We start from the raw sequence: 24,800 nt of genomic DNA, 5'->3' as shown, positions 1-24,800 counted from the left end.
TTTATTTATTTAAAAATTTCAAAGCTTCATCTACTGTAAGATCATCATGAACAATACCCATAAGAGCCTTTGTTATAGCTTCTGGGTCTTCATGTTGTATAATATTCCTACCGTACACTATTCCCGCGACCCCTTGCTCAATCATCGCCTTTGTTCTTGTGAGGATCTCCTTATCGGATACTTTTCCGCCTCCTCTTACCATCACTGGAATTTTACCAGCAATTTCAACTACCTTGTGATAATCATCGACATTTGTAGTCGGGTCTGCTTTAATAATATCAGCTCCTAGTTCCACAGCTTGACGCACCAAAGGGAGAACCTTGTTTGGATCACCGTCAACCATATAGCCTCCAGCTATTTCATTTGGCTGAAACACCAACGGCTCTAGCATCAGTGGCATTGAAAAACGTTCACAAAGTGGCTTAATTTTCAGTATATTTTGAATACAATGGTCGGTTACAATGGGTTGCCCAGGAATCTGAAAAAGGTTAACGACAACACACGCTGCATCCTGATTAATTGCTTGCTCTACTGGATCTTCAATCATTCTACTAAATAAATGACTAGGTAATTCTTTACCATATACATTGGCTATATCTGTTCTCATAACCAAGGTGGGTTTATTTTTACCCGGCATCGATTGTAAATAATGGGATTGACCTGCAGTAAGTTGAATAGCATCAGGTCCAGCCATCGTAACAGTTTCAACAGCTAATTGCAAATTCTCTATACTTTGTAAAAATCCAATTTCATTAAAGAAACCATGATCAATTGCCACATTTAGACAACGATTTGATTTTTCATTAAATAACCTATTTAAACGATATTTTTTCATCTGTAACCAAATTCTTTTTCAACTTCTGTAATAGACTCTTCTATAATATCTAATCCCATATCCGCATATTTTTTATCCATAATAAGAGGTGGGGACATTCTTAAAATATGACCAGCAGGAATCCATGCAAGCCCCTTCGCAAATGCTTTTTGATAGACCAATTTACCAGCCTCATCAAATGGTTCTTTTGTGGTTTTATCCTTAACCAATTCCATTCCTAGTAAAAATCCTTTTCCTTTAACATCCCCAATAATAGGATGGTTTTCTTTCATCTTTTTCATCCTTTGCATGAAATAGGAACCAACCTCTCGTACATTCTCTAAGATATTCTCTTCCTCAATAACCTCAATCGAAGCTAATGCTGCAGCACAGGCCATTGGATTACCTCCGTAACTAGAAGATGCCGAAATTCTGTCGATGGCATCTGCGTGCTCCTCCTTAACCACCATAGCAGTAACCGGAAAACCATTACCAAATGATTTGCCCAATGTTACAATATCTGGAACCACATCCCAATGATTCATGCATAGCCATTCTCCTGTTCTACCCATACCGGTCAAAACTTCATCCGCAAAAAACAGAATTCCTTTTTCACTGCATAATTGTTGGAGTTTTGGGAAAAAGTCTTCTGGTGGGAAAATAGACCCTCCCCAACCTTGAGCAGGTTCTAAAACAAATGCAGCAACATTTCCTACTGTAGCTTCTTGAATAAATTGTCTATAAAAATCAATATAAGCGTCAGTATCTATTGTACCATCTGGCTTTTTAAAAACAGGACGATATGGATCAGGACGCGGAACCATGTAATAACCAGCAGATCTCGTAGGCCCGTAACTAAAAACATCTCCTCTAATCATTTGAGCCAAATTAACAGCTCCCATCGTCTTACCATGAAAATCTCTATAACAGGAAATAAATTCATGTTTATTTCCAATCGCCCTAGCAGCTCTTATCCCTGCTTCTACCGCCGTAGTCCCATCACTATACAACTGAATAGAATTAAGTCCTTTAGGCAGCACATCAGACATTTTCTCGAGTAACTTCTCTTTAACCGGTGTAGCAAAATCATGGCAATTCATTAATTTATTTGCCCATTTAGAAATAGCCTCAGATATTTTTGGATGGCAGTGACCTAGAGAGGCCACATAAATCCCAGATGAAAAATCTAGATACCTATTATTATCAACATCAGTTAACGTAATTCCCGACCCTTCTTTAAAGGCTACCGGAAATAACTTTACTTGTGAAGAAAGTCCACGCACATATTTACTAGTGTTATCGTGCATTTTTTTAGACTTAGAGCCAGGTAACTCCGTAATTATTTGCGGTATTCCGTTAGCTTCTTTTTTCCACCAATCTTTACTCATTTTTATATTATTTAAATTAACTATCTAAGTTCTTATATCAATTCAAATTATTGAAATGCTTTACTTTCTAAGTTTTATTAGAAAAATCGTTTATAATCTGTCTACAATAGTTAGCATGACCCACAACATCGGCTCCAAGAGAAATAAATTTATATCCTAAACCAATTAATTCCTCTAAATTATTGATGCTTCCTACTGTTCCCGCAAATTTGTTATTTCTAATACATACTTCCGCTATATTTTTACGTGCTTCAATTATTCTAGGATTTTCCCAATTCCCTAAATCCCCAATCGCATGGCTAAAATCCCCAGGACCGAAAAAGAGCATATCAATCCCCTCTAATTTCGCTATCTCCTCAAGGTCTTCAAGAGGCTCAGGGTCTTCTATTTGTAAAATCACAAATCTTTCATTATTGGCCTGCTTAACATACTCATTTGGATCTAGCATAGTGTACTTGCCATCTGCATTACCTCCATCAACTGCACGCAGACCTAAAGGCTGAAACCTAGTCATCTTAACTATTGATTTAGCATCCTCTAAATTCATGACGTGTGGAATCATGACACCGCTAGCATCCAATTCTAAAGGTTTAATATAATTACTGTAACAACCACGAGTCGTACGAACAACAATGTCCATATCATTAGATTTAGCGGCCCAAATATGTGACCTTAAGGATGACCAGTCGTCTGCTAAATGTTCACGATCAATCCAAACGCAATCAAAACCGCTTATTCCAGCTATCTCAGTTGCTTGAGCATCAAGATTAACTTTCAAACAACTAACGACCCCACCCGATCTTAGTTTTTTAAGAACTCTACTTTTTCTCATCATTTTTTATTTATTAATTTTTTTCAGGGTCTATTTTTAAATGGTTTAAATCATTTTTTCTCTCCTACCTCTAAATGGCTTAACATGGCATTACAGGCTTTCTCCTTATCCCCACTCTTAATCGCATTAAAAATCATATTATGGAACTCACGTGTGACACTATAAGTAGAAGTGCTTTCAAATTCTGAAAAATGGTACGTCCTTATAAAGTTATATATAGGTTCCATAATGATTAAAAACATTGGATTTCCACTCGCCTGAGAAATAGATTTATGAAATTCAACATCATAAAAAGTTAGCTTTTCCTTATTGTTCGAATATTTCTCCATATTATCAATACATTGTTGCATATGTTTCAAATCTTTAGCAGTCCTATTTTCTGCTGCAAGTCCAGCTATAAAAGGCTCAATACTTTTTCTGACTTGTTGAGAACTTTCAAACCCACGATTTCCACATTTATAATTGATAAGTGCAGTAAGCGGTTCAAAAAGTGATTTTACAGAAGGGGTTAAAACCACTGCACCTTTTCCTTTTTTTATTTCAATTATGCCTTTAGCAGATAACATTAACAATGCTTCCCTAACTACTCCTCTACTCACATCAAAAATCTCAGTTAGTTTATTTTCGCTAGGCAACAATTCTCCACTGGAGTAAACGCCCTTATTAATAGCGATGATAAGTTGCTCCTCTATTTGTCCACTTAAATTCTTTACTCTGGTTACTGACTTAAAATTCTCTTTTTCAGAAATTCCCATGAATTTGTATTTTAGTTATTTATTAATCGTTCGTAACATCATCAAGTGATTATCTATAGTTAAAAACAACTATAAACATATACACTTGTAGTACAAGTTAATAACAAAATTACAATATTTATATAAGTATTTTACTTAATAAATCTAAATTCCAGTTAATTTATAATGTAGGTAAAAGCACAGGTTGGACAACCTGTGCTCCAATTTAACCAACTCAAAACAAACAACCCTTCTGAGTATTATTAGAATCCCCAACCTGGATTCTGATTAACTTTAGGTTCCAAACTCAAAATCTCATTATCAATTGGCCACAATAAATATTTATCATCACTCTTTCCTTGTAAGCTTGGCACCAATTCAAAAACCTTGTTAAATCGTACTAAATCCCACCATCTTTTTCCTTCCAACATAAGTTCAAAGAGTCTTTCGCTTAAAATTTCTTCATCATTTAATGACTGGGTTCTATTTATAAAAATATGATCGGTATAACTGTCTCCATAAGCGCGCTTTCTAATTCTGTTAATGTCATCTGAAGGATCCATATTTAGTGCATTCAGTGTTTCGGCTCTCATAAGAAAAATATCGGCTAACCTATAAAGAACAACATCATTTATAAATTGTCGATTACCATTTATAACAACACCTGAGTTTTTTTTCGCTATTATAGTGGATAACTTACCTTGCGAAAAGATTTCTAAAAATGTGGCACTTCTTCTAGAGTCATCTAATAAAAATTTATCGGCTATGTATTTCGTGGGGACAACAATTGCGTTACCTCCGCCTTGACCTATTTTTTCTCTTGTTTCTGAATCTATACCCGTAGGAATTTGCATATCCATAATATACATATCCCTAATGTAATTAGAGCCACTTTCATGCTCATCATAACGAACTGACATTATAATTTCACTATTCCCCTTATTATCAAAATCATGTACATCAGAAAAATTAGGCAATAGTTCTAAGCCACCTGTGTTAGCCACGTCGTTGAACGCATTCAGCGCTATTTTGAAATCTTCCTCTCCCCCATTGAGCATTTTTCCTGTCCATAAAAATACATCTCCTTTTAATGCTTTAGCCCCTACTTTAGACCATCTATTTCGACCACTTGGAATCTCATTATCAGGAAAGAGCTGTATCGCCATTTCCAAATCTGATTTAATTAAATTAAAAACTTCTTGCTTTGATGACCTTTCTATATTTGTTAAATTAGGATTAGAAGATTCTATTGGCTCTGTATGAATTATTAAATCTCCCCAAGTTCTTACCATAACAAAGTAGGTAAATGCCCTCATAGTATAAGCTTCAGCTAAAATCCGACTTTTAGCATTCTCATCTCCAGAAAAATCAATATCAGGGACATATTTCAGAATTAAATTACTACTATTAATGATTTTATAAAAATTCCTCCAAGAAGGCCCAGCATCATCTGCATTCACAGTATTTTCATAATATTTTCGATAGCCTCCATCACCCGCAAGCCCAATTCCGAGGATATCACTTCTACCCTCACCCAATATATATAAATCAGTATTAGCTGTCGTCCTCAAATCTACATACGCCCCTAAAATGGCACCTTCAGCATCATCTTTAGTTTTCCAAAATGAATTATTTGAAATTATACTTATAGGTTCTTGATCTAATTCACTGGAGCAAGAAATAATTACCGAAGACGCAGTGAATAAAACTATTAAAAGAAATAAATTTTTCATGTTTTTTATTTATAAGTTAAAATGTAACATTTAAACCTAAGGTAAAGTTTGTTGGATTTGGGTAGCGCCCATTATCCTGTCCACCGTCTTCAGGATTTAGCCCCTCATAATCCGTAAAATAACCAAGGTTAGTTCCAGTTAGATTCAATCTTAAACTACTAATATCTAATTTTTCCAAAAAAACAGATTGAAAATTATATGCAATGGTCATTTCTCTAAAGGCTAAGAAACTCCCGGATTGAGTATACAAGGTGTTCCTTCTCAACCCATCATTAATTCCAAATAAATTCCTTTGTGACCTTTCACTCTCCCAGCCATATACTGGTCTTGTCGCAATATCACCCTGTTTTTTCCAAGACTCATCCACCATACGTTGCGTCATATTAACATTTGTCTTCCATCCACCATCCATAAATTGCCCTGCATAGTTATGTATAGAATGACCAGTTGTAAAATCAAACCGAGCAGTAAGACTTAAACCCTTATATTCAAATGAATTAGTAAAACCACCTGTCCATTCTGGAAAAATATTACCTCCATAAACTCTATCTCTAGAATCTATTAAGCCGTTACCATCAGTATCCTGCCATTTACTATCTCCACCGAATTTCATCTTCGAAGGAGTAGATACAAGCTGATCAACAGGCTCCCCAGGCGCTTGAGCCTCTTCATCTGTAGCATAAACTCCTAAATGTTTATACACATAGTAATCGCCTATTCTACCGCCTTCTTGTATCCCCCCTTTCCACTTATAATCACCAGAAGCATCGTCCCATACAAGAAAACCACCAATCCGGTTATTTTCTGTCCCATTATCTGGTAAACTCAACACAGTACTTCTAACGTGCGCTGCATTAAAGGATAAACTCCATTGTAGTTTTGAGGCATTTGATAATAGTTGCGTAGTTAATTCAATTTCAAATCCTTTATTTTCTAAAGATCCCAAATTTGTTCGCACACCACCAACACCAGTGGAAGGAGGCAAGACAAGATTCGTAATCAGATTGTCTGTTACCCTTCTGTAATAATCTACAATTATATTTACCCTTCTATTGAAAAGTCCAATATCACCACCTATGTCAAAGGTTTTAGATTCTTCCCATTGCAAATCATCATTCGGCAATTCACTTAATCGCAACGCAGAACTACCAAAATACCTACTTCCAACACTATATTGACCTTGTGCCGCATAATCACTTAGATTACCTATATTTCCATTAACTCCGTAGCTAGTTCTTAATTTCAAACTAAACATATCGTCTGGGAATACATCCCAAAATTTCATTTCATGCAGATTCCACCCCAACGAGACACCCGGAAATATCCCCCATTTATTCTCAGCTCCTAAATTAGAAGCACCATCATATCTAGCATTTACGGATAAAAAATATTTGTTTTCGTAATTATAATTTAATCTTCCAAAGTACCCCATTATTACCCGGTTACTAACTGAACTACTAACATTAACAGGCTCAGAAGAAGCATTTAAAGTTGGAATATTATCCGTAGCAGCTCCAGAACCATCCGCCCTTAAAGCATAGTTGGTTCTTTTAACATAAGAATACCCTAAAGTAGAACCAAAATTATGTTTAGAATTAACATTCGCTTTATAATTAAAAACGGCATCAGCTTGAGTATTCCGCGTTCTATTGTTCCACGCAACAGATGTACGAGTTGTATTTAAACTATTAGGACCACTCATAAATGACGGTCTAAAAAAAGCATTATTCGCAGTGGTACTATAGAGCGAAACCTGTGGATCAAAGGTTAATCCAGGCAATATTTCATAATGAAAACCTCCAACTAAGGTTAGATTCTCCATTACATTTTCATTTTGCTCTAAATTCAAAAGATAAGCAGGATTAGCCTCACTTGTCGCAACACCTGGGGCCATGCTCCCATCTTCAAATCTAAATTTTGTTGTCGGAGGAAGAGTCATAGCTCTTGCGAATGAATTCGAAAAACTAGAAAGATGATTAGACACTGTTCTAGCAAAAGCCATATTAGCAAAAACATCCAACTTATCATTAATTTTTAAATTCCCATTTAAATTAGTAGTAAACCTATTAAAATCAGATGTAATTGCAGTCCCCTCCTGCTGTAAATACCCAACGCTTGCGTTCACTCTAGCAACTTCAGTACCCCCAGAGACAGAAAGATGATGATCGGTAATCATACCAGTCCTAAACATAACATCTTGCCAATCTGTATCTTTAAATATAAGAGTTCTAGTAGGATCAACCGGATCCGGCATACTATCCCAACCTTCATTTAGTTTATGTTCATTTTCAGAAGTCAGGTACTGTGTAGTATGCGCTGTAGCTTTCGTTAAATCATTCCCAGTTCCATAGGCATCAGCTAAATCGAGCCGAAATAAATTATCTGGTTGTCCAGAACGAGATAACATTCCTAATCTTGAAAGAGTTAAGTAATCACGAGCATTTGCCAATTCATACCTTCTTCCCACCTCTGATATTCCAGAATTAGTACGGTAACTTACCGCCAGCCTACCTGCTTTCCCCGATTTTGTTTTGATAAGCACCACTCCATTGGAGCCTAATGCACCGTAAATAGAAGTAGATGCAGCATCTTTAAGAACTTGAACCGACTCAATATCGTCGGCAGCGATATTATCCATATTTGTGCGCTGCACTCCATCTACCACATACAAAGGTTTTGCCCCATTAGGATTATTAATAGAAGTACCACCTCTAACTATTATCCTGGGAGCTACACCAGGCTGCCCGGATAGACTTTGTACCCTTACCCCTGGCATTGAACCTTGTAAGGCAGAGGCAGCATTTGCAAATACCGCATTTTCCATAACTTTAGTATCCAATTTAGATATTGCTGTAGTCACTTGACTCCTTGATTGTGTACCATAACCAACAAGAAGCACTTCATCTAAATTGGTTGCACTTTCTACCAGCACAACATTTATCACTGTTTGACCATCTACTATTACATCTTGAGTTTTAAACCCAAGAAAACTAAAGCTAAGAACCACATCCCCAGCCCCAACACTTATGGAAAAGTTACCATCAAAATCCGTAATAGCACCCTTTAATGTAACTTTATTTACAACATTTACTCCAGGAATTGGCTGTCCATTTTCGTCAACGACATTACCACTAACCATAACATCTTGACTCACCAACTCTTCATCCGATACAAAATGGTTTATATCAGATCTCTTTGTTAATTTTTTGGCGTCATGAAAACTACTGTTAGCAATTGTTGCATTGACAAATAGCACGGCCAATAACATTGACCAACTATTATAGGGCCAAATGAATACACTAGTTTTTCTTGGTTTTTTTGTCATAATTGATTGATTTTCATGGTTGAATCTATATAATTAACATTTGGTAAGTTATTCAGAGCTATAATGTTTACGATGAGTATTATTTCCAAGCGGATAATTCCATAAAATTTATTATGTTTTTAAACCTATTATTTATATATCAAACATATACCTATCCGCTTGTCCTACAAGTATACTGTAAACATATGTATATATTTATTAATAAACAAACATTTTTTTTAAAATAATATTACAAAATTATTACCCGCACTTTTCCATCCTTGTGAACATAAATAAATTTAGCACACATAAAGTTGGACTTTAAACAATATGTCTCTATTCCAAATCTTCCCAAATGCTTTTCATCTTCCAAGCATTTAGAGATTGTAATTTAGCTTTACCACCTTTAGAAAAGATAGAAATGGTATTACTATTCTTCCCTATAGGATAAACTCTCGCTATAAGACATTGCTGCTTGTTAGCAAACACCTCTACTACACTACGATCTATAAATATCTGTAGCTCCAATAATTCATCGTTTTTCAAAACTAAAGGCCCTTTTTCAGGTTCACGAAGAGGTACTTTATCGTGATTAGAACCATGTGAAACATCCAAAGTTATTGTCTTCTCCTTTGGATCATATATTATTAACGTAGTTTCCACTCCATCTGGTGAACGTAAAACTTCAATGCCGACTCTTTCCGCCTGCATCGGATTAATAACAGCTCTAATTTCGAGTGAATTCCCAGAGAAATTTTCAAGAACAATTTCTTCATCCTTATTAAGGTTAATATTCGTAATTTTCTTATGATCATATCGCAAGGATTGATAATCTCCTACAGGCTCCATCCGTAAATTTCCGTCTTCCGAAAGCCAATAATGTCTAACTAGAGACATAATACCATACCATAATTTACCCGACTGAGAAGAAATTGCTTCTCTAGCTGTCGTTAGGCTTTCTCTAATATTGTAAATTACAATTAATCGTCCTATTGAATCTACAAAAGCTGAGGGAGCGTGTAATGTTCCTTTGTAAACCGGACCAAAATTCATTTGATAAAATTTTTTCGGATGAAAACGCACTTTTTTACTATCGTAAACTCCAATCAAAGCACGACCTCCATGCCCATGACTAAAAAAGTTAAACATCCAATACTCTTGTTCATTATTAATAACTTCCTCTGTTTTATTTCTAGTCTGAATAGGATGAAAATTTGGTACGGCAGCATCGTTTCCAGGGCCCAGGCCCATATTAACCCAGTCTTCATCTTCTATTAGCAGGCCAATGTATTCCCACTGAAGCAAATCTTTTGAACGGAATAAATCGGTTACAGGAAAACCATCCACACCAAGCTTTCCATTCTTTTTTGTTCCACTGATTGAATAATAATAACCATCATTTTGTTTCCATATATTTGGATCAAATGGGGGTTGAAATCCCTCCCCTGAAACAATTCCTTCAGCAATAACAGGTTTTTTTGAATATTTTTTCATTTGCAGTAGTAGCGGGTCATTTCCGATTGCCAAATAGTTACCGCCTGCTGTATTATGATACATCGCTATTACCCGATTATCTTCCGCCAAAGCCTGTCCGCTATATATTTGCCCACTATCTATCTTTATGGCCATTGGCAAATCCTTCCAATGAACAAGATCTTTACTATAAGCATGAGCCCATTCCATACCGCCTCTACCGATTCCCCATAATTGATAAAATAAATGATAGTACCCGTTCCAAAAGGTAAAACCATTTGGATCATTTAACGCCCCCTCAGGAGTGGAGAAATGATATAATGGGCGGTAGGGATCATCTGCTTTTTCTTCTCGTAGTCTACGATATCTTAAGATTTCAGAATGAGATACCAATAATTCCAACTGTTGCTCCAACGTGAGGATAGAATCTATTCTTTCTGACTTCTCCGAAATCTCACGGTCATTGAACTGTGCATGACCAGTAATCAATACATGAATAAAAATAAAGAAGCTAAAACATACTTTACCCATTTTCTCTAATATTCTAAATAATAACTTAGTGTAATGGTTAAAAGAGGAACAAAATATCTAATAATTATTTTAAAAAAAATATCGAATGGTCCCTCAATCCATAACTTAGCTTCATAATCATTTCTTATTCATATTAAATATAGAAAGTATCAGAAGATTTATCTATAATAAAAAAAGACTATAAGATTATTCTCCAACTCGTCTAGCTTCTTTCCAATTGTCTGTCCTAAAAGATGACGCTGGCAAGAGATTATTGTCATATAAAGTTCCAACAACCCAGTTTCGCCAAGCATATCTTACTGCGATAGGATTAGTTACCTTGTCACTCTTTACAAATACTTCTTTGCCCTTTACAATTGTTGCATTGGCAGGATAGAAGATCTTATCATCTCCAGCAATCTCAAATCCGTCTAGCTTTTCATATGAATAAAGTCCAGTTTCAGCATTTTTAAACTCCAAAACTAATCCCCCATCCCTTATCCTCTGAGATTTAAAAATAGGAGCAGCTCCATCTATAGTTTTATACCCATAGGTTTGATTAAGTGCAATAAACAATAACCTATCAGCAACTTCTTTCTTCTTTGGAGGATGGATGAAGTTTTCCTCACCAAGATCCATTGTAATAACTACACCCGAATTATTAATGGAGTCCAAACATTGTAATTGAGCTTCACGAAAAAAAGCAGAATTATCAACAGTCTGAAATGCACTTCTATCACCATATTTATAAGGAGAAATTTGAACGTAATAAAATGGAAAATCACCAAGTCCCCACCGCTCACGCCAATCTTTCACCATAGCTGGAAATAACATCTTATAATTCTCTGGCTCCGTTCTATCAGATTCCCCCTGATACCACAAGACACCTTTAATTGTATAGGGAATTAACGGATTTATCATTCCATTGAATAAAGCGGTGGGAATTTTATGAGTATTATCTGTGATATCTGTTTTTTCAAGATTAAAATTTCTATAATTGCTAATTACTTCCTTGCTAACCCAAGCTTCTACCTTACTTCCACCCCATGAAGCATGTATAATACCTACAGGAACATCCAAAAAATCTTGCAACTGTCTACCAAAGAAATAGGCAATTGCACTAAAATCCAATACATTTTCGGGACTAGCTTGCAACCAAGTACTATACTTTTCAATATCCTTTAACGGTTTTTTGGAACCAACTCTATCTAATTGAAATAGACGCAAATTAGGATTCAACGAGTTTACAAGAGCTAATGACGCACCAAAGGTAGGTTGACCAGGATAACCATTTAGGGGCTGTGCCATATTAGATTGGCCAGAGCACAACCAAACTTCACCAAATAATATATTATCTAAAACAATATGTGATACTTTACTTTCTATTACTAGAGACTGTTTTTTTTTACTACCGGTCGTTTCAACCATAACTCGCCACTCTCCTTTGTAATCAGTAACAATCTCTAATGTATCCTCTAACCAAGAAGCACTAATAGAAACTTTCTCACCTACATCTGCCCACCCCCATAAATCAATTGTAGAATTCCGTTGCAAAACCATATTTGATGAAACAATAGCAGGAAGTTTAACCTCAGCAAAAATAGATTGTGAACACAATAAATTTAACATTGCAATAAAAACCAAAATACTTTTTCTCATTTTAGAACTTTTAAAATTTTGCATTCATACGTAACAATGATTTTTTCAACAGCAATGAACTATTAAATATTATTATTTAATAAAGAAGGATATTTGTGATTTCTTGACCATCGTCATTCGTAAAGACAAATTGATCTTGCCAACCTTCAAATTTCCTTTATTTTACCAAGGTTACTTACAGTAACACCAACAAGGTTCGCTCCTGATGTTAAGTAATATATTTTTACCCTTTCTAATCTATATTATTTCAGTGTTTTTTATATAAATCCACCTTGAAATCATAACTCAAATTAAGTGAAACACTCTAATCTATTACAATTTCACCTTAGCTAGCCTAATCTCGGTTGGCATCAAATAACGCCCTCCTTCACTCGCATTATCACTGCTTGTATAGTAGCTAACCCACAAAATACCTTCATGATACACCATTCCTGGGTAACTACTATCTCCATTTGCTGGCAGTTTAATTAACTCTGTTGATTCGCCAGTTTCAGGATCTATCTCAAAAAGTACCATAGTCCCCCATTGTGTTCTACCACCAGCAATGAACCGCCCATCGTCTAGCATTATAATCTTAGGTCCTCCAAGATTGATAGTCGGTTTCCAGTTCCATTCTTTGTATGGTGGTTCTGACATACCAATAGCATTACCAGTACGCATAAGACATATTGCCGTACCGTTAGGCTTGAACACAATAGATGATTCATTACCTTTATAAAATTCTGACACATGAGTCTCCCAATTAATACCATCTTCGCTTCTGTATAATCGAGTCTTGGATGTAGGACCAACAGTGTGATAGCCAACACCATATGCTACTCCATTATGCCAGGTGACACTCCAGATCCATACATTGTTTTCAGCAATCTGTATGGGGTCCCCCCAATCTTCACCATTATTACTAAACCAAGCGAAATTTTTATGCTTATAGGGATTTGGATTGTAAACTTGAATTGCAGAATTTAGCATCAATTGATTATCATCTGTTATTGAAAGTTTAGCATCACGCAAATCTCCTTCTGATATTTCGAATATTCCACAGGACTCCCAATTCTCGCCATCTTTTGAACGAATAACCCTTAATCGCCCCTTACCTTCCAAACCTCCATGATGTTTAAGTGCTTCACGAAACCCGAGATACCAATAATCTTTGAAACGGATTAAATCAGTAAATGCATTATGTGGTTTCCCACTCTGTTCTATACCCCAAACTTTTTCTATAGAAATTAAATCTGCATTCGAAATTGCTTCAATTTCTTGTGCATGGGTTATAATTGAAGTTAAGATTATCAAGCTAAAGACTAGGTTTTTCATAAATATTTGGTTCTTGATTAATTTCATTTAGTCGTATTTCCTATTTAATATATTTTATTTCACAAACCTGCTTAGAAAATTTTATTCATACTAAGGTTAATCAAAAATAATCACTAGCTGCATGTCACACGTTCACTTGTAGGACAAGTGTACTGCAATATATGTATATTTTTTCAATTATATATTATATAATTGAAAATATTTTAACCGTATAAAACTTTAATATAAAAAATCCATTTCTCAATCTTTTTTGCGTAGTTCAAGATTGATTTAGGAAAAAAAGTAAAGCTCTAAAAACCAAGAAAGAAAAAGAAGTTGTAATTTAGAAATTCCAAAAAGACTACTTATGTAAACCTAGATCAAAGTCTAAACTTCATTGAGTTAATTTTGATATTTGAAGCGTCACCTTCAACATCATTATCGATAATTAAATGCTTTTAGTGCAATATTACTATTGCTAACAGGAGAATATATTTATATATGTGAAAATAGTGAAGGATAATGCCGTAAGCAATTAATAAAAACTTTGTTCTAGGCCGTAATAATGACTAATGCGGAGCATTATACTGTATATTTAAGGGTAGCATATAACATTCATAAACTAGAGGTGTTAATATTAGTAGCAAATTTGTCGTTATTCTTTTAATACCCTAAAACGGATAACAAACAGACGAAATACGTGTCATATGGAATGGTTTACTGAGCACTCCAACCTCCATCCAAAGCAAACGATGTACCTGTAATAGTCGTTGAAGTATCTTTGGCCAATAAAATAGCCATTTCTGCAATCGCCTCAACAGATACAAACTGTTTGACTGCTTGTTTTTTAAGCATTACTTTCTCTATCACATCTTCCTTTGTCATTTTGTGTACTTTTGCTTGGTCATCAATTTGACTTTCAACCAAAGGAGTTTTTACATAACCTGGACAAATTGCGTTACAAGTAATATTATATGGTGCACCTTCTAATGCCAATACCTTAGTCATTCCAATAACCCCATGCTTTGCTGCAACATAAGCAGATTTAAATTCTGATGCTCTCAAACCATGAACTGAGGAAATATTAATTATTCTTCCAAATTGCTGTCGTTTCATTTGACTCCAAACTGCTTTTGACGCATAAAAAACAGCATTCATATTGATAGCTATAATGTTTTTATACTTTGAATTAGGAAAGTCTTCTATTGGTGACACATATTGAATACCTGCATTATTGACTAAAACATGTAAGTATCCAAAAATACTTATCGTTTCCTCTATTAAGCCTTCCACGTCTTCTGATCTAAGTAAATTGGAACTAGAAAATGCCACCTTTACATTATACCTTTCTCCTACTTCATTTGCAATCTCATTACCATTAGCTTCTAAACCATGAAACATTACTTGATAGCCTTCCTTAGCGAATTGACTAGCGATTACTAAGCCAATTCCACTTGTACTTCCAGTTACTAATACAGTTTTATTCATCTTCTATAAACCTTAAATCTGATATATTAGATTCGTTTCGTTAATCTAATATTAAATCCACCTTCCAAATAATAAACGAAATTTGAAGTGGGTAAACATCTAAATCTATACTTCAATTTAAAAATTGGAGAACCATATGATTAAATATATTAAAAACAACCTTTCATACCCTTAAGTAAACAAACTACATTAAATAATGTGTATTAGATTTATATTCATTAATTTAATTCATTTGCAATAAGATATTATCTTAATATCCATTGGCAGATTAGTTCATTTTGCTAAGACTCCTTTATAAGGGATATGTGAAAACACTTAACATTAATAAATAGTTTAGCGCCCTAAAATTTTAAAAAAGTTGGTATTAAAAGCGCATTCATTCTTTACAATTATAAGTATTGAATCAAATGCTTTAATAACATCTTTAAATTCAAATATAATTGAAATAATTATTCTTATATCGGTCATCGGTTACTTACAAGTCTCAAACTTGTATAAAATAGAACTTAGAAATTAACTCATTTTAAGTAAAATTCATACCTATACCCATATTTAATTTGCACAAAGCTATATCCTAACTCTCAATATATGAATTTAAAATTTACATAAAGTAACAAAACTTATTTCAGAAATGTAATTGGAATTGCTAAACATTATCACAATCTAATAGCCAAAGAGAAACATATATAACGACGAAATTTATCAATAGTAATTTTTATAAAAAACTTCAGATCAATAATCATATAAAAACGGAGCTCAATCTAAATGAAAAATTTATAGAAATTAAGATGTAGATTTTTAACTAAAATCATTTAAATTTTCTTTTCCATATTTATTTTCTAATTTACTTTAATAAACGAATCATTAAAATTAGTTGAGATTTTGAAAAATTTTATAAAATATGGGTAAAAGAATCGAGGGTTGTGATTTAAACCGACGGAATTTCCTGAAATCAACTTTGATTGGTGGGATTACCATAGCTTTTATTCCGTCGCATTACAACTTTAAAAAAGAGAATTTAGGTTATCTCATAGACTTACAGGTTCCCACAAAATTGTTTGATGGAAAAAGTTGCTGGTGTCATCCAAGGGCTGGAATTGTACCAGGTGCAGGTGAAAATAGTATGCCGAAGGTAGTAATGACCATGAACAAATTAAATCTAGAAGGAAGTGACGTTTTCTATGGAATGTATGGATTGAATACAAATAACCTCGCTAAAAACTGGACAAAGCCACAAAAGTTAAAAACTTTAGCGCCCCGTATCGAATTAATAGATGGTGTTGAGCGCCCTGTAGCCTTAAGTGATTTCTCATTAAAATGGCATTCTGCTACAAAAACTTTATTAGGCTTGGGACATACTGTTGCATATACGCCAAATTGGAAAGTAACAAATCCTAGACCACGAAGCACAGGATACTCAGTTTATGACATACGCCAGGGAAAATGGAGTGATTGGCGAAAATTAGAAATGCCAGATAAAGTAAAATTTTATAATTCCGGAGCAGGTTCTGTTCAACGCTATGACTTAAAAAATGGTGAAATTCTACTGCCTATTTATTTTAATCCTGAAGGAAAAAATTCGCGAGTTATTGTTAGTAGATGTTCTTTTGATGGGAAAAAATTAATTTATCTTTCACATGGAACAGAATTAGAATTAAATGATGAAACCCGAGGATTAGGAGAACCTTCTTTGACAAAATTCAAAGATGATTATTTTTTAACAATGCGAAATGATAAAAAAGCTTATGTAGCGCGAAGTAAAGATGGATTGCATTTTGACCAATATCGACCATGGAAATTTGATGATGGAACTGAACTTGGAAGTTACAATACACAACAACATTGGATAACACATAGCAAAGCCTTATTTTTAGCATATACACGCAAAGGCGCAGGTAACGATCATGTATTCCGTAATAGGGCACCGTTATTTATTGGCGAGGTTGATTCAGAAAATTTATGTGTAATTAGATCTACAGAGAGGATTCTTGTTCCAGAACGAGGTGCACGATTAGGTAATTTTGGTATAACTGACGTGTCTCAAAATGAAACTTGGGTTACAGTTTCAGAATGGATGCAACCAGAAGGTGTTGAAAAATACGGAAGTGATGGAAGCGTTTTTGTAGCGAAAATTAAATGGAATTATCCTAATAAACTATTTGTTTAAATTAATAATCTACAATCGAGCCCAAAAGTCAAATATGTATTTGTCAATAAAAAATACACTTGTATTATAGGGGCCAAACCATAAGATATAGCGACTCATTAATTTATCGATTAGAATAATCTCCTACATAGAAATAATAAGAGATACATTTAAGTTACCATTTCTTACCTTAAAAAAATTGACGTCCAAATCTTTTCTACGTATGGAGATCAATGTTACTTCCACTTTATGGATCTTCTATTGCCAGATTAGATCATTGATTGTGCCATTCCTTGAAATTATAATTTCGCGAAACGGAGGAATAATCTAAAAATAATTAATTTATCAAAAATAGCTCATAAATAACCCCTTAAATCTCAACTATCATTAAAAGTAATTCAGCTTATAATCCTACTCAGAATAACAATCTATTTTCTTCTCCCGTTCAACACATTGCCACTTCATTGCGTTACCCTCCATTACGGACAAAGAGCTTCTCTAGAATGGTCTTGGACACCGTCCCCTATTTCTTCTTTCCGTTTCGTTAGCCCTTCCCGCTCTGCTGGGAAGCACACTTCTCTTTAAGACGAAACTGGAAACGGAGTCCGCCAAATCAGAAAATCATTTTTGCATTTGGTCCCGCTTCCAAAGTTTTCCTACTTCACAGAGCTTTTACACACACTTCCCGAACCTCCACTGACCCCACCTTTTTTTGACAGCAAAACAACAACATTCATTCTAGGGCAGCGGCATAAACCGTTTCCCTACGTTCCACTTTTTATACGCCTAACCTAGCCTGAATATTGAACTTCCGAAAGCAACAAAAAAAGGTAACAGCAACCGCTCTATGGGAAGTAAATCTAAAAAGATTCTTATGAAATCTTACGAAATCATCAACAAAATCGCAGAACCAAAGTTAAAAAGACAGAAAAAGGAAAACGCTCCGGATATAATAAGTAAATCAATTAAAAAAATATAAACGTAAACCATCCGAAGGCCGGTCCGACAGTTCATTCTGACGAGGTTCGGGTAGACAATTATTAATTTTTAAATCTTGTATTATGAGTACTATCAGAAATCATGTTCAGTTAATCGGAAACCTTGGGGAGGACCCAAAAGTAACCATTTTGGAAAACGGGAGAAAAGCAGCCCGTTTTTCGCTCGCCACCAATGAATTTTTCAAAAATGTAAAAGGTGAGAAAACCCAGAATACAGAATGGCATTCTATCGTGGCCTGGGGAAAGACCGCCGAGATCATAGAGAAATATGCCGGTAAAGGGCAGGAAATTGGTGTAGTAGGGAAATTAAAGACCCGTACATACACAACGAACGACGGAAACCAACGGTACATCACCGAAGTAGAAGCAAGGGAAATCCTTTTGTTGGGAACCAATAACGGCAATGATGCCGGTTAGAATGTATTAAAGAGGGCGTATCTGCAGAAAGTTGCGTCCTTTTCTTCATTATTATCCTCTAAAACAAAATCACAATGAGAGCGCAAATCATTGAAATTTTAAGTGGATTGAAACATTTTCACGGTTCGGAAATGCTATACCATATCCCATTGACAGATACCAGATATACCGAAGGAATAAAATATCTTGCCAATGTTGCAGAATGCTATTGGCTGATCACCGATGCTTCGATTATGGCCAAAAGCTTAATGAAGCAAAGCAGCCCATTGATTTAAAGCCAGTGGCACAAAACGAACCGAAATACTCAATGAAAATGTAAAAGTGTACTGAAATAAAATTCTTGATGCATTGTATCTTGAATTTAAAAATTAAATTAAAACTCTGATTCATGAACCATGGGCTTGTTTTCGATGTTTCACTCTTTATAAAATACTGGTAACAGATTAAAACTCGAATCAACAATCTGAAAACCATTTATTTGATGCGCTCTATTACTAAGATCAATGTTTTTTTTACTCAATATAATACCTTCGCCACCTTTTTACCTTACATATTTTTGAGGGGTTAGATAAATGCAAAACAATTTGCAATTATTTATCTCGTTGTCAATCGCAATTAGGAATAGATACTTGCTTTAAAATGTAAAAGAATTGGATTTTCAGATTGCCTATACTACCAGAGTCAACGATAAAACAATACAACTTGGCATTATCCTTTTTTACAATTTACAAGGAGTTCCGATCGATAAAATTAAAGGGGTTTTTAATTTTCCCTTTCTCCTTATTTAAGATCATCCTTGCAGCCGACTCCCCCATCACCTTGAAATCCGTTGAAATAACAGTAATTCCCAGCAATTCCTTTAAAGGCGTGTCGTTATATGATATCACCCCAATTTCCGTACCCTTTATAAATTCCTTTTCACGAATTTGATTGATTAAATTCACAAGATCCGCTTCTTCTATAGTGATAAACAAATCCCCTTTTTTTAAAACAATATCATCTATGATTTCATCCAGTATTTCGAAATCAATATTGTATGCCACGCAGAATTTTCTAAAACCATATAAAATTTTTTTTGGGTATGGATAAACCGATTTGTGTGGATATACTAATATCAGCTTTTTATATCTAGATATCTTATCCAATCCCTCTTTTAGAGCATTATAGATATCGTTTTCAAAATCTTGGTATATCTCAGAGACATGTCCTTCAAGTTTAAGATCGTTGTTATCCATGATAACAAGCTTATCCTTGGGAATCCTATTCAGAGCCTTGATTGCTTCCTCGGTATAGCTAACATGATTAAGACCTTCCGTCTTAAAATGTGGCATAATAACATAGAAATCGTATGCATTGATATTCTTTTCGATTAAATTTAGGAACAATGAATTGTCGCAATGATAAATGTGAAGATCGGTATGGGAATTACCACCTATATTGTTAATAAATGAATTGTAAATAAGCATTTTATAAGTGCTCAATTTATTGACAAGGAACAGAATATTGACTTTTGATATTAATTTTGTTCTTGTTACATAATATCCTTTCCCTCTTACTGAGGTGATGATATTTCTATCTTTAAGAATTTGGTAAGCCTTTTCAACTGTGTCCCGAGAAAGGATATACTCCTCGCTAAAACTATTTATTGAAGGTATTTTATCGTCTATTTTCAGGTGTCCATGTGATATATTATTGATGATGGATTCTACTATCTGCCTATATTTGGGTATACGCGAATTTTCATCAATCTCAATATACTTAAACATTTCCATTATTAATATAATTTATAAGTTAACAATAAACTCACCAATCTTGCCATTCAAACACCTAGCATTCTACAATTTCCGCAATGACCCAATTAACATATTGTTCAGTACGATATTCTTGCATTTCGTCCATGTCGTATTAGACTTACAGCCATGGAAATAATCAATGACATAAAATCGCATGTGGTCTTCTACCTATACAGGGTAAAGAGCCTATTCAAATAATTTTATATTCAGATAGCTACACCATTAATAATATCCATGAATACTTTCAAACGCACTTCTATATTATTGACGTTGAACCAGAACCTGCTAGTTATCTCGCTGAAACTCTTCCCACATTCCTTGCAAACATAAAGTCGCCCCTCCTTGACCCCGTGGTTGGATCGAATATACCCGCACCTACAATGTAGGTTGCTTACCGCAGTGACCTGAGCTCCTTTAGTTAAGAATTAATAGTCGGTCGATAGGGCGCTTGAAATAACCTGAGGCTGTATTAATAGGCTCGAACTTACTAAAAAAACCTTTCAAATCCTTTGGAATCATTTCCGCATATTTATTATGTCAATGATAATAAATTTATATATAAGTAGATAGCAATTTTTTCGAATAAGAAAATAGGTTTATCAAAAATAGGACTGTTGCTCATTCGTAAATGTGTTTAAATTAAATAACTAATTGATATTTTTTTATGCTTAGTTGGTTTGCTCCTATATAACAAGATTAATCTTGTTATATATTTATTACTAATTATGCTGTTTCTTTTGTCATTAATAAAGGCCAAAACTCTTCCGTAGAGCTAAATGTCCTAGTATGGTATTCCACTATTTAAAGTGTGCTATAGACCAGTGCTTCTAAGGGATAAGAATATGTGAATTTTCATATGCCTACTTCTATAAGATATTGCTACACAGTTATACCTGGGTTTTCGGATAAATGCATCAATAACTTTAATAAAGCTTTTGAAGTTATCCTTACAAGCAAACCGTATATCCTCTAGTCCATGCTGGTTGAAATCAGTGAGTACTTGTAGCCAAAAGTCAGCACCTTCGCTCTCGGAGATGCATATTCCCTAGACTTCCCGATATCCCTCCTTGTTGATCCCTAAAATATTGTAAAGAGCTCTGTGCACTATCTTTCCATCCACTTTGATCTTATAATGCATGGCATCAAACCATACGATGCAATAGACCGACTCCAAGGGCCGGTTCTGCCAGTCTTTCACATCTGGGATGATTCTAACGGTAATCCGACTAAAACTGCTTAATAGGTCATGAGGGGTATCGATCTCGAAAGTACCGAAGCCGCTCTTGATCATTTTCTTGCCCTTACCGTTGCGTTTGTTACCAATGGAGTTCTCAGATGCGTTCAAATGACCATCAAATTAGGCCTCTAGAGCTTTCTTAATGAAATTCTTGAGCATAGGTGCAAAGGCGCTATCCTTGCCGAAAAGACTCTTGCCCGATATAAATTGGGCAAGAGTCTTTTCTTCAGTTCTTTTTGTTCTTCGCGTGTCATAATGCCGTCTGAATAGTATTAATTATACTTAATTCAGACAGAGTTTAATTTACCCCCTCCTTTCTAATTTGCAGTAGTCTTAATAGTTACAGGCCCTATCAACCCAGAAGATATCATTTCCTCTTCTGGCGTAATTTGATCTATCAACACTGAGGTTGTACGTTTCTCTAACGGCAATCTCTTATCTCCAGTTAATCGGTTGCGCCAAACATTAACTACTTTTACTTCCAGCTTATTTTTTCCTTCTTGCACAACCTCGGTTATATTTAAGCGATATGGTGGCATCCATGAAGTACCCACATTTTCCCCATTCAGCATGACAGTTGCCATTACCCCTACGTCACCTAAATCCAAGAATATCTCTTTATCGTCAGGTATTTGGTAATTAAAACTGGTTGTATAATTAGCTCTTCCTGAATAATACTTCAACCACTCTTCTTCACTTTTGGACCAGTCCATCAATTCGGTTGTCACAATCGTTTTTGGAGCAATATTCTTAGCTTCAAAATCAATCTCCCAGGAGGCATCAATAGTTTGGGCTACATAATATTCAGGTATATTTGAAATACTACCCTTTTTGATTAAATCACTTGAATTGTTACTAAATACAATAAACCAACTTCTATCTATTTCCATTTTTAGAGGAATAATAGTTCTTCCATTCACGACTGAATATTCTGAAATCGCTTTAATTTCACCGGTCACAGCATCCCAAAGCTGCGGTTTTAATCCATCTACTCTAAACGAAGGATTTACTTCAATATCCTTTCCGCTTTGATTGGTCAAAAAGTAAATCTCAAGACCTTCTTGTTCTCGGTGCGTCCACAAGACGTCATCACTAACCTCAACATCCTTATGGATGCCGAAGGCATTTAATGCTTCTTGTAAAGGAATATCTACGATCACAGCCCCTTTACCGTAGGTCTTAATTTTCGAATCTCCTGCCCATAATTTTGATGCCAAAGTACTAACCTTTTCATCACTCTGAGGATAATTCTGTAAACTAGGAGATGTTTTTGGCGCTTGTCCATAAATCCTACCTCCTTCCAATACTAATTGTTCTAACTTAGCCAATAATTCTGGGCGCATAGTTTCCATAGGAGGCAACACCATCATACCATAATTCATTCCATCTGGCAATACAAACCTTCCCTCTTTGACAGTCATTCTGCTTAATATGACCTCCGCATTAATATAATCAAAGGAATATCCATCTGGTAGAGGTGGGTTAGTAGCACCAGTCATAATAGGGGCATCTTCTCCAATAAAATAACACACATCAGCAGAATAATTTCCTTGTTGTAACAGATGTTGAGATCTTCTTAAATAATCAAAATAGGCTTTTCCTTGTTCGAACCAGGTATTATGTCTATTGAACTCAGTGCTAAACCATGCATTCACTCCTGGCGCTTTATCATTATCTGGTTGATGAATATACAAATGAAGCACATGATGGTTTATTCCTTCCGTCATAGCCCAATCACCACGCCTCTTCAACATAGCTGGATGCCTTACGAATGATCTTTGTCCGGCTGTAAAACTTTCAGCTGAAGTAGTTTTCTTACCATAGATATGTGCTGCCGAAGAAGCAGCTTTACATTCAATATTACCCAAGGTACCCTCATTCCAAAATTCTCCACTGACCATATCCGATTGTCCACCATACATTAAGAACTCGGAAGGAAAGCCCCAATGGCCGTAATTTTCCAACCACAATTTCAGACCATTTTCATTCGCTATTTCCCGTAAACCGCCTACATATTCATAAGCTACATCATCAGCAACTGCTCGGCGAAGATCCCAAAGAAAACGTTCAGATGCTGCCACACTACCCACAACTCTACCTGAGAATACTGGCAGGTATTTTTTCGGGTCATAACCATAGCGTTCTTCAAATTTTCGAGCAAATCCATCTGTCCAGTTTTGTGATCCTTTTTCAAAACTGTCTGCAATCACATATTTGAAGGCACTTTTACTTTCCTCAGGAATTCGTTTTAAAAACTCTCCAATAAAATTTTCAAAATGGAAACGCGCTAATTCACGATTCGCCTTGTCCACTTCATATCCTTTACCCCTTGGTGCCGCCGGATCATTTTTCACTCCTGTTGGGGTCATTCCAAATCGCATTACAGTCCAATCCCCTTCAGGAGCATCCCAAACGAGATTTCCGTTTTCATCCATATATTCAGAAATATCCAGCACTCCGTCGTCGGCTATGACCAATTGTGTGTTGTGTAGTTCAGGTTGCGCCTGCCAAACATAAGATTCAGCATTAGGCCATGGGGTAGGATGCATCCTACCAAGTGTTTTATCTAGATAATTATCCAAAACCACCGCTCCTGATATGCGTATCTCTGCTAAACCTGAAGGCTTTGCCGCCAAAACATCGACTGCATTTAAAGCTTGAATATCCTTAAAAATCAATTTAAACTGGCTTGAAGTTACTTCAGGAAATGAAACCGCTAATGGACCATAGGATAATGGGCCTGTTTGACCCTGAAAATCACGACGATCAAAATCAAATTGTTTTATCGTAACAAATTCATTCCCAACAAAGGCCTGTAATTCACAAGAAGTGACCAAATCATTATTACCTGGAAACAACTGGATACTTCTAGCTGTAATCGACTGATCCGCCTGTATTCTATGATTAAAAAAAGGATATCTACTTTAATTTATCAACAATCCTAAGCTGCATATTTCATAAGATTAATATAGGGTTCATTT

15 protein-coding genes and 1 pseudogene are annotated in these 24,800 nt (G+C 35.2%); 3 read left to right on the top strand and 13 right to left on the bottom strand.

The window, feature by feature from the left end; translation table 11 throughout:
- Position 1 precedes the first annotated feature (1 nt).
- The 10 genes from H344_RS0112130 to H344_RS0112085 form a co-directional block, all read right to left on the bottom strand.
- A complete protein-coding gene (locus H344_RS0112130; protein ID WP_026810570.1) occupies positions 2–835 on the bottom strand; it encodes a class I fructose-bisphosphate aldolase in 834 nt (277 codons plus the stop codon).
- Positions 832–2,202, bottom strand: coding sequence for an aspartate aminotransferase family protein (locus tag H344_RS0112125; protein ID WP_026810569.1), 1,371 nt, complete (start codon positions 2,200–2,202; stop codon positions 832–834). Before H344_RS0112125 ends, H344_RS0112130 begins: the two co-directional genes overlap by 4 nt.
- Before the next feature lie 67 nt (positions 2,203–2,269).
- Complete coding sequence (locus tag H344_RS20185) at positions 2,270–3,037, bottom strand: HpcH/HpaI aldolase family protein (RefSeq protein WP_034256535.1); 768 nt, start codon at positions 3,035–3,037, stop codon at positions 2,270–2,272.
- A 47-nt stretch (positions 3,038–3,084) separates the two neighbouring features.
- Positions 3,085–3,789, bottom strand: coding sequence for a FadR/GntR family transcriptional regulator (locus tag H344_RS21085; RefSeq protein WP_026810568.1), 705 nt, complete (start codon positions 3,787–3,789; stop codon positions 3,085–3,087).
- Positions 3,790–4,031: 242 nt separating this feature from the next.
- Complete coding sequence (locus tag H344_RS0112110; RefSeq protein WP_034256534.1) at positions 4,032–5,501, bottom strand: RagB/SusD family nutrient uptake outer membrane protein; 1,470 nt, start codon at positions 5,499–5,501, stop codon at positions 4,032–4,034.
- A gap of 16 nt (positions 5,502–5,517) precedes the next feature.
- Entirely contained in the window at positions 5,518–8,826 is a 3,309-nt protein-coding gene (locus H344_RS0112105; protein WP_205667170.1) for a SusC/RagA family TonB-linked outer membrane protein, read from the bottom strand.
- 315 nt (positions 8,827–9,141) lie between these two features.
- A complete protein-coding gene (locus H344_RS20175; protein ID WP_051254295.1) occupies positions 9,142–10,809 on the bottom strand; it encodes a glycoside hydrolase family 32 protein in 1,668 nt (555 codons plus the stop codon).
- Between the two features lie 186 nt (positions 10,810–10,995).
- Entirely contained in the window at positions 10,996–12,447 is a 1,452-nt protein-coding gene (locus tag H344_RS0112095; protein ID WP_026810565.1) for a sialate O-acetylesterase, read from the bottom strand.
- A gap of 312 nt (positions 12,448–12,759) precedes the next feature.
- The gene (locus H344_RS20170; RefSeq protein ID WP_157378258.1) at positions 12,760–13,761 is read right to left on the bottom strand and encodes a sialidase family protein; all 1,002 of its coding nucleotides are present in this window, start codon (positions 13,759–13,761) and stop codon (positions 12,760–12,762) included.
- Between the two features lie 696 nt (positions 13,762–14,457).
- Positions 14,458–15,228, bottom strand: a complete 771-nt coding sequence (locus H344_RS0112085) for a 3-hydroxybutyrate dehydrogenase (RefSeq protein ID WP_026810564.1) — start codon at positions 15,226–15,228, stop codon at positions 14,458–14,460.
- Between the two features lie 901 nt (positions 15,229–16,129).
- Between H344_RS0112085 and H344_RS0112075 the strand changes: the two genes are divergently transcribed.
- From H344_RS0112075 to H344_RS20165, 3 genes are all read left to right on the top strand, one after another.
- A complete protein-coding gene (locus H344_RS0112075; RefSeq protein ID WP_051254292.1) occupies positions 16,130–17,395 on the top strand; it encodes an exo-alpha-sialidase in 1,266 nt (421 codons plus the stop codon).
- Between the two features lie 1,040 nt (positions 17,396–18,435).
- Positions 18,436–18,789, top strand: coding sequence for a single-stranded DNA-binding protein (locus H344_RS0112070; protein WP_026810562.1), 354 nt, complete (start codon positions 18,436–18,438; stop codon positions 18,787–18,789).
- A 74-nt stretch (positions 18,790–18,863) separates the two neighbouring features.
- The gene (locus tag H344_RS20165; RefSeq protein WP_051254291.1) at positions 18,864–19,064 is read left to right on the top strand and encodes a DUF6876 family protein; all 201 of its coding nucleotides are present in this window, start codon (positions 18,864–18,866) and stop codon (positions 19,062–19,064) included.
- Positions 19,065–19,514: 450 nt separating this feature from the next.
- Here H344_RS20165 and H344_RS0112060 read toward each other — a convergent pair whose 3' ends face one another.
- From H344_RS0112060 to H344_RS20155, 3 genes and pseudogenes are all read right to left on the bottom strand, one after another.
- Positions 19,515–20,555 carry a GntR family transcriptional regulator gene (locus H344_RS0112060; RefSeq protein WP_034256545.1) on the bottom strand — a complete coding sequence of 347 codons (1,041 nt, stop codon included), beginning with the start codon at positions 20,553–20,555 and terminating at the stop codon, positions 19,515–19,517.
- Positions 20,556–21,393: 838 nt separating this feature from the next.
- Positions 21,394–21,873 (bottom strand): annotated as a pseudogene (locus H344_RS22130) (transposase).
- Positions 21,874–22,136: 263 nt separating this feature from the next.
- Complete coding sequence (locus tag H344_RS20155; RefSeq protein WP_051254290.1) at positions 22,137–24,677, bottom strand: glycosyl hydrolase; 2,541 nt, start codon at positions 24,675–24,677, stop codon at positions 22,137–22,139.
- Positions 24,678–24,800 lie beyond the last annotated feature (123 nt).

Source organism: Arenibacter latericius DSM 15913 (assembly GCF_000424985.1).
Lineage (GTDB): Bacteria > Bacteroidota > Bacteroidia > Flavobacteriales > Flavobacteriaceae > Arenibacter > Arenibacter latericius.
This window is presented reverse-complemented; position numbering and strand designations above follow the sequence as displayed.

Coding starts and splice junctions, on each gene's coding strand:
- H344_RS20170 (WP_157378258.1), bottom strand. CDS start 13,761: ATGAAAAACCTAGTCTTTAGCTTGATAATCTTAACTTCAATTATAACC.
- H344_RS20175 (WP_051254295.1), bottom strand. CDS start 10,809: ATGGGTAAAGTATGTTTTAGCTTCTTTATTTTTATTCATGTATTGATT.
- H344_RS0112125 (WP_026810569.1), bottom strand. CDS start 2,202: ATGAGTAAAGATTGGTGGAAAAAAGAAGCTAACGGAATACCGCAAATA.
- H344_RS0112060 (WP_034256545.1), bottom strand. CDS start 20,555: ATGTTTAAGTATATTGAGATTGATGAAAATTCGCGTATACCCAAATAT.
- H344_RS0112095 (WP_026810565.1), bottom strand. CDS start 12,447: ATGAGAAAAAGTATTTTGGTTTTTATTGCAATGTTAAATTTATTGTGT.
- H344_RS0112075 (WP_051254292.1), top strand. CDS start 16,130: ATGGGTAAAAGAATCGAGGGTTGTGATTTAAACCGACGGAATTTCCTG.
- H344_RS0112130 (WP_026810570.1), bottom strand. CDS start 835: ATGAAAAAATATCGTTTAAATAGGTTATTTAATGAAAAATCAAATCGT.
- H344_RS0112105 (WP_205667170.1), bottom strand. CDS start 8,826: ATGACAAAAAAACCAAGAAAAACTAGTGTATTCATTTGGCCCTATAAT.
- H344_RS20165 (WP_051254291.1), top strand. CDS start 18,864: ATGAGAGCGCAAATCATTGAAATTTTAAGTGGATTGAAACATTTTCAC.
- H344_RS0112085 (WP_026810564.1), bottom strand. CDS start 15,228: ATGAATAAAACTGTATTAGTAACTGGAAGTACAAGTGGAATTGGCTTA.
- H344_RS0112070 (WP_026810562.1), top strand. CDS start 18,436: ATGAGTACTATCAGAAATCATGTTCAGTTAATCGGAAACCTTGGGGAG.
- H344_RS0112110 (WP_034256534.1), bottom strand. CDS start 5,501: ATGAAAAATTTATTTCTTTTAATAGTTTTATTCACTGCGTCTTCGGTA.
- H344_RS20185 (WP_034256535.1), bottom strand. CDS start 3,037: ATGATGAGAAAAAGTAGAGTTCTTAAAAAACTAAGATCGGGTGGGGTC.
- H344_RS21085 (WP_026810568.1), bottom strand. CDS start 3,789: ATGGGAATTTCTGAAAAAGAGAATTTTAAGTCAGTAACCAGAGTAAAG.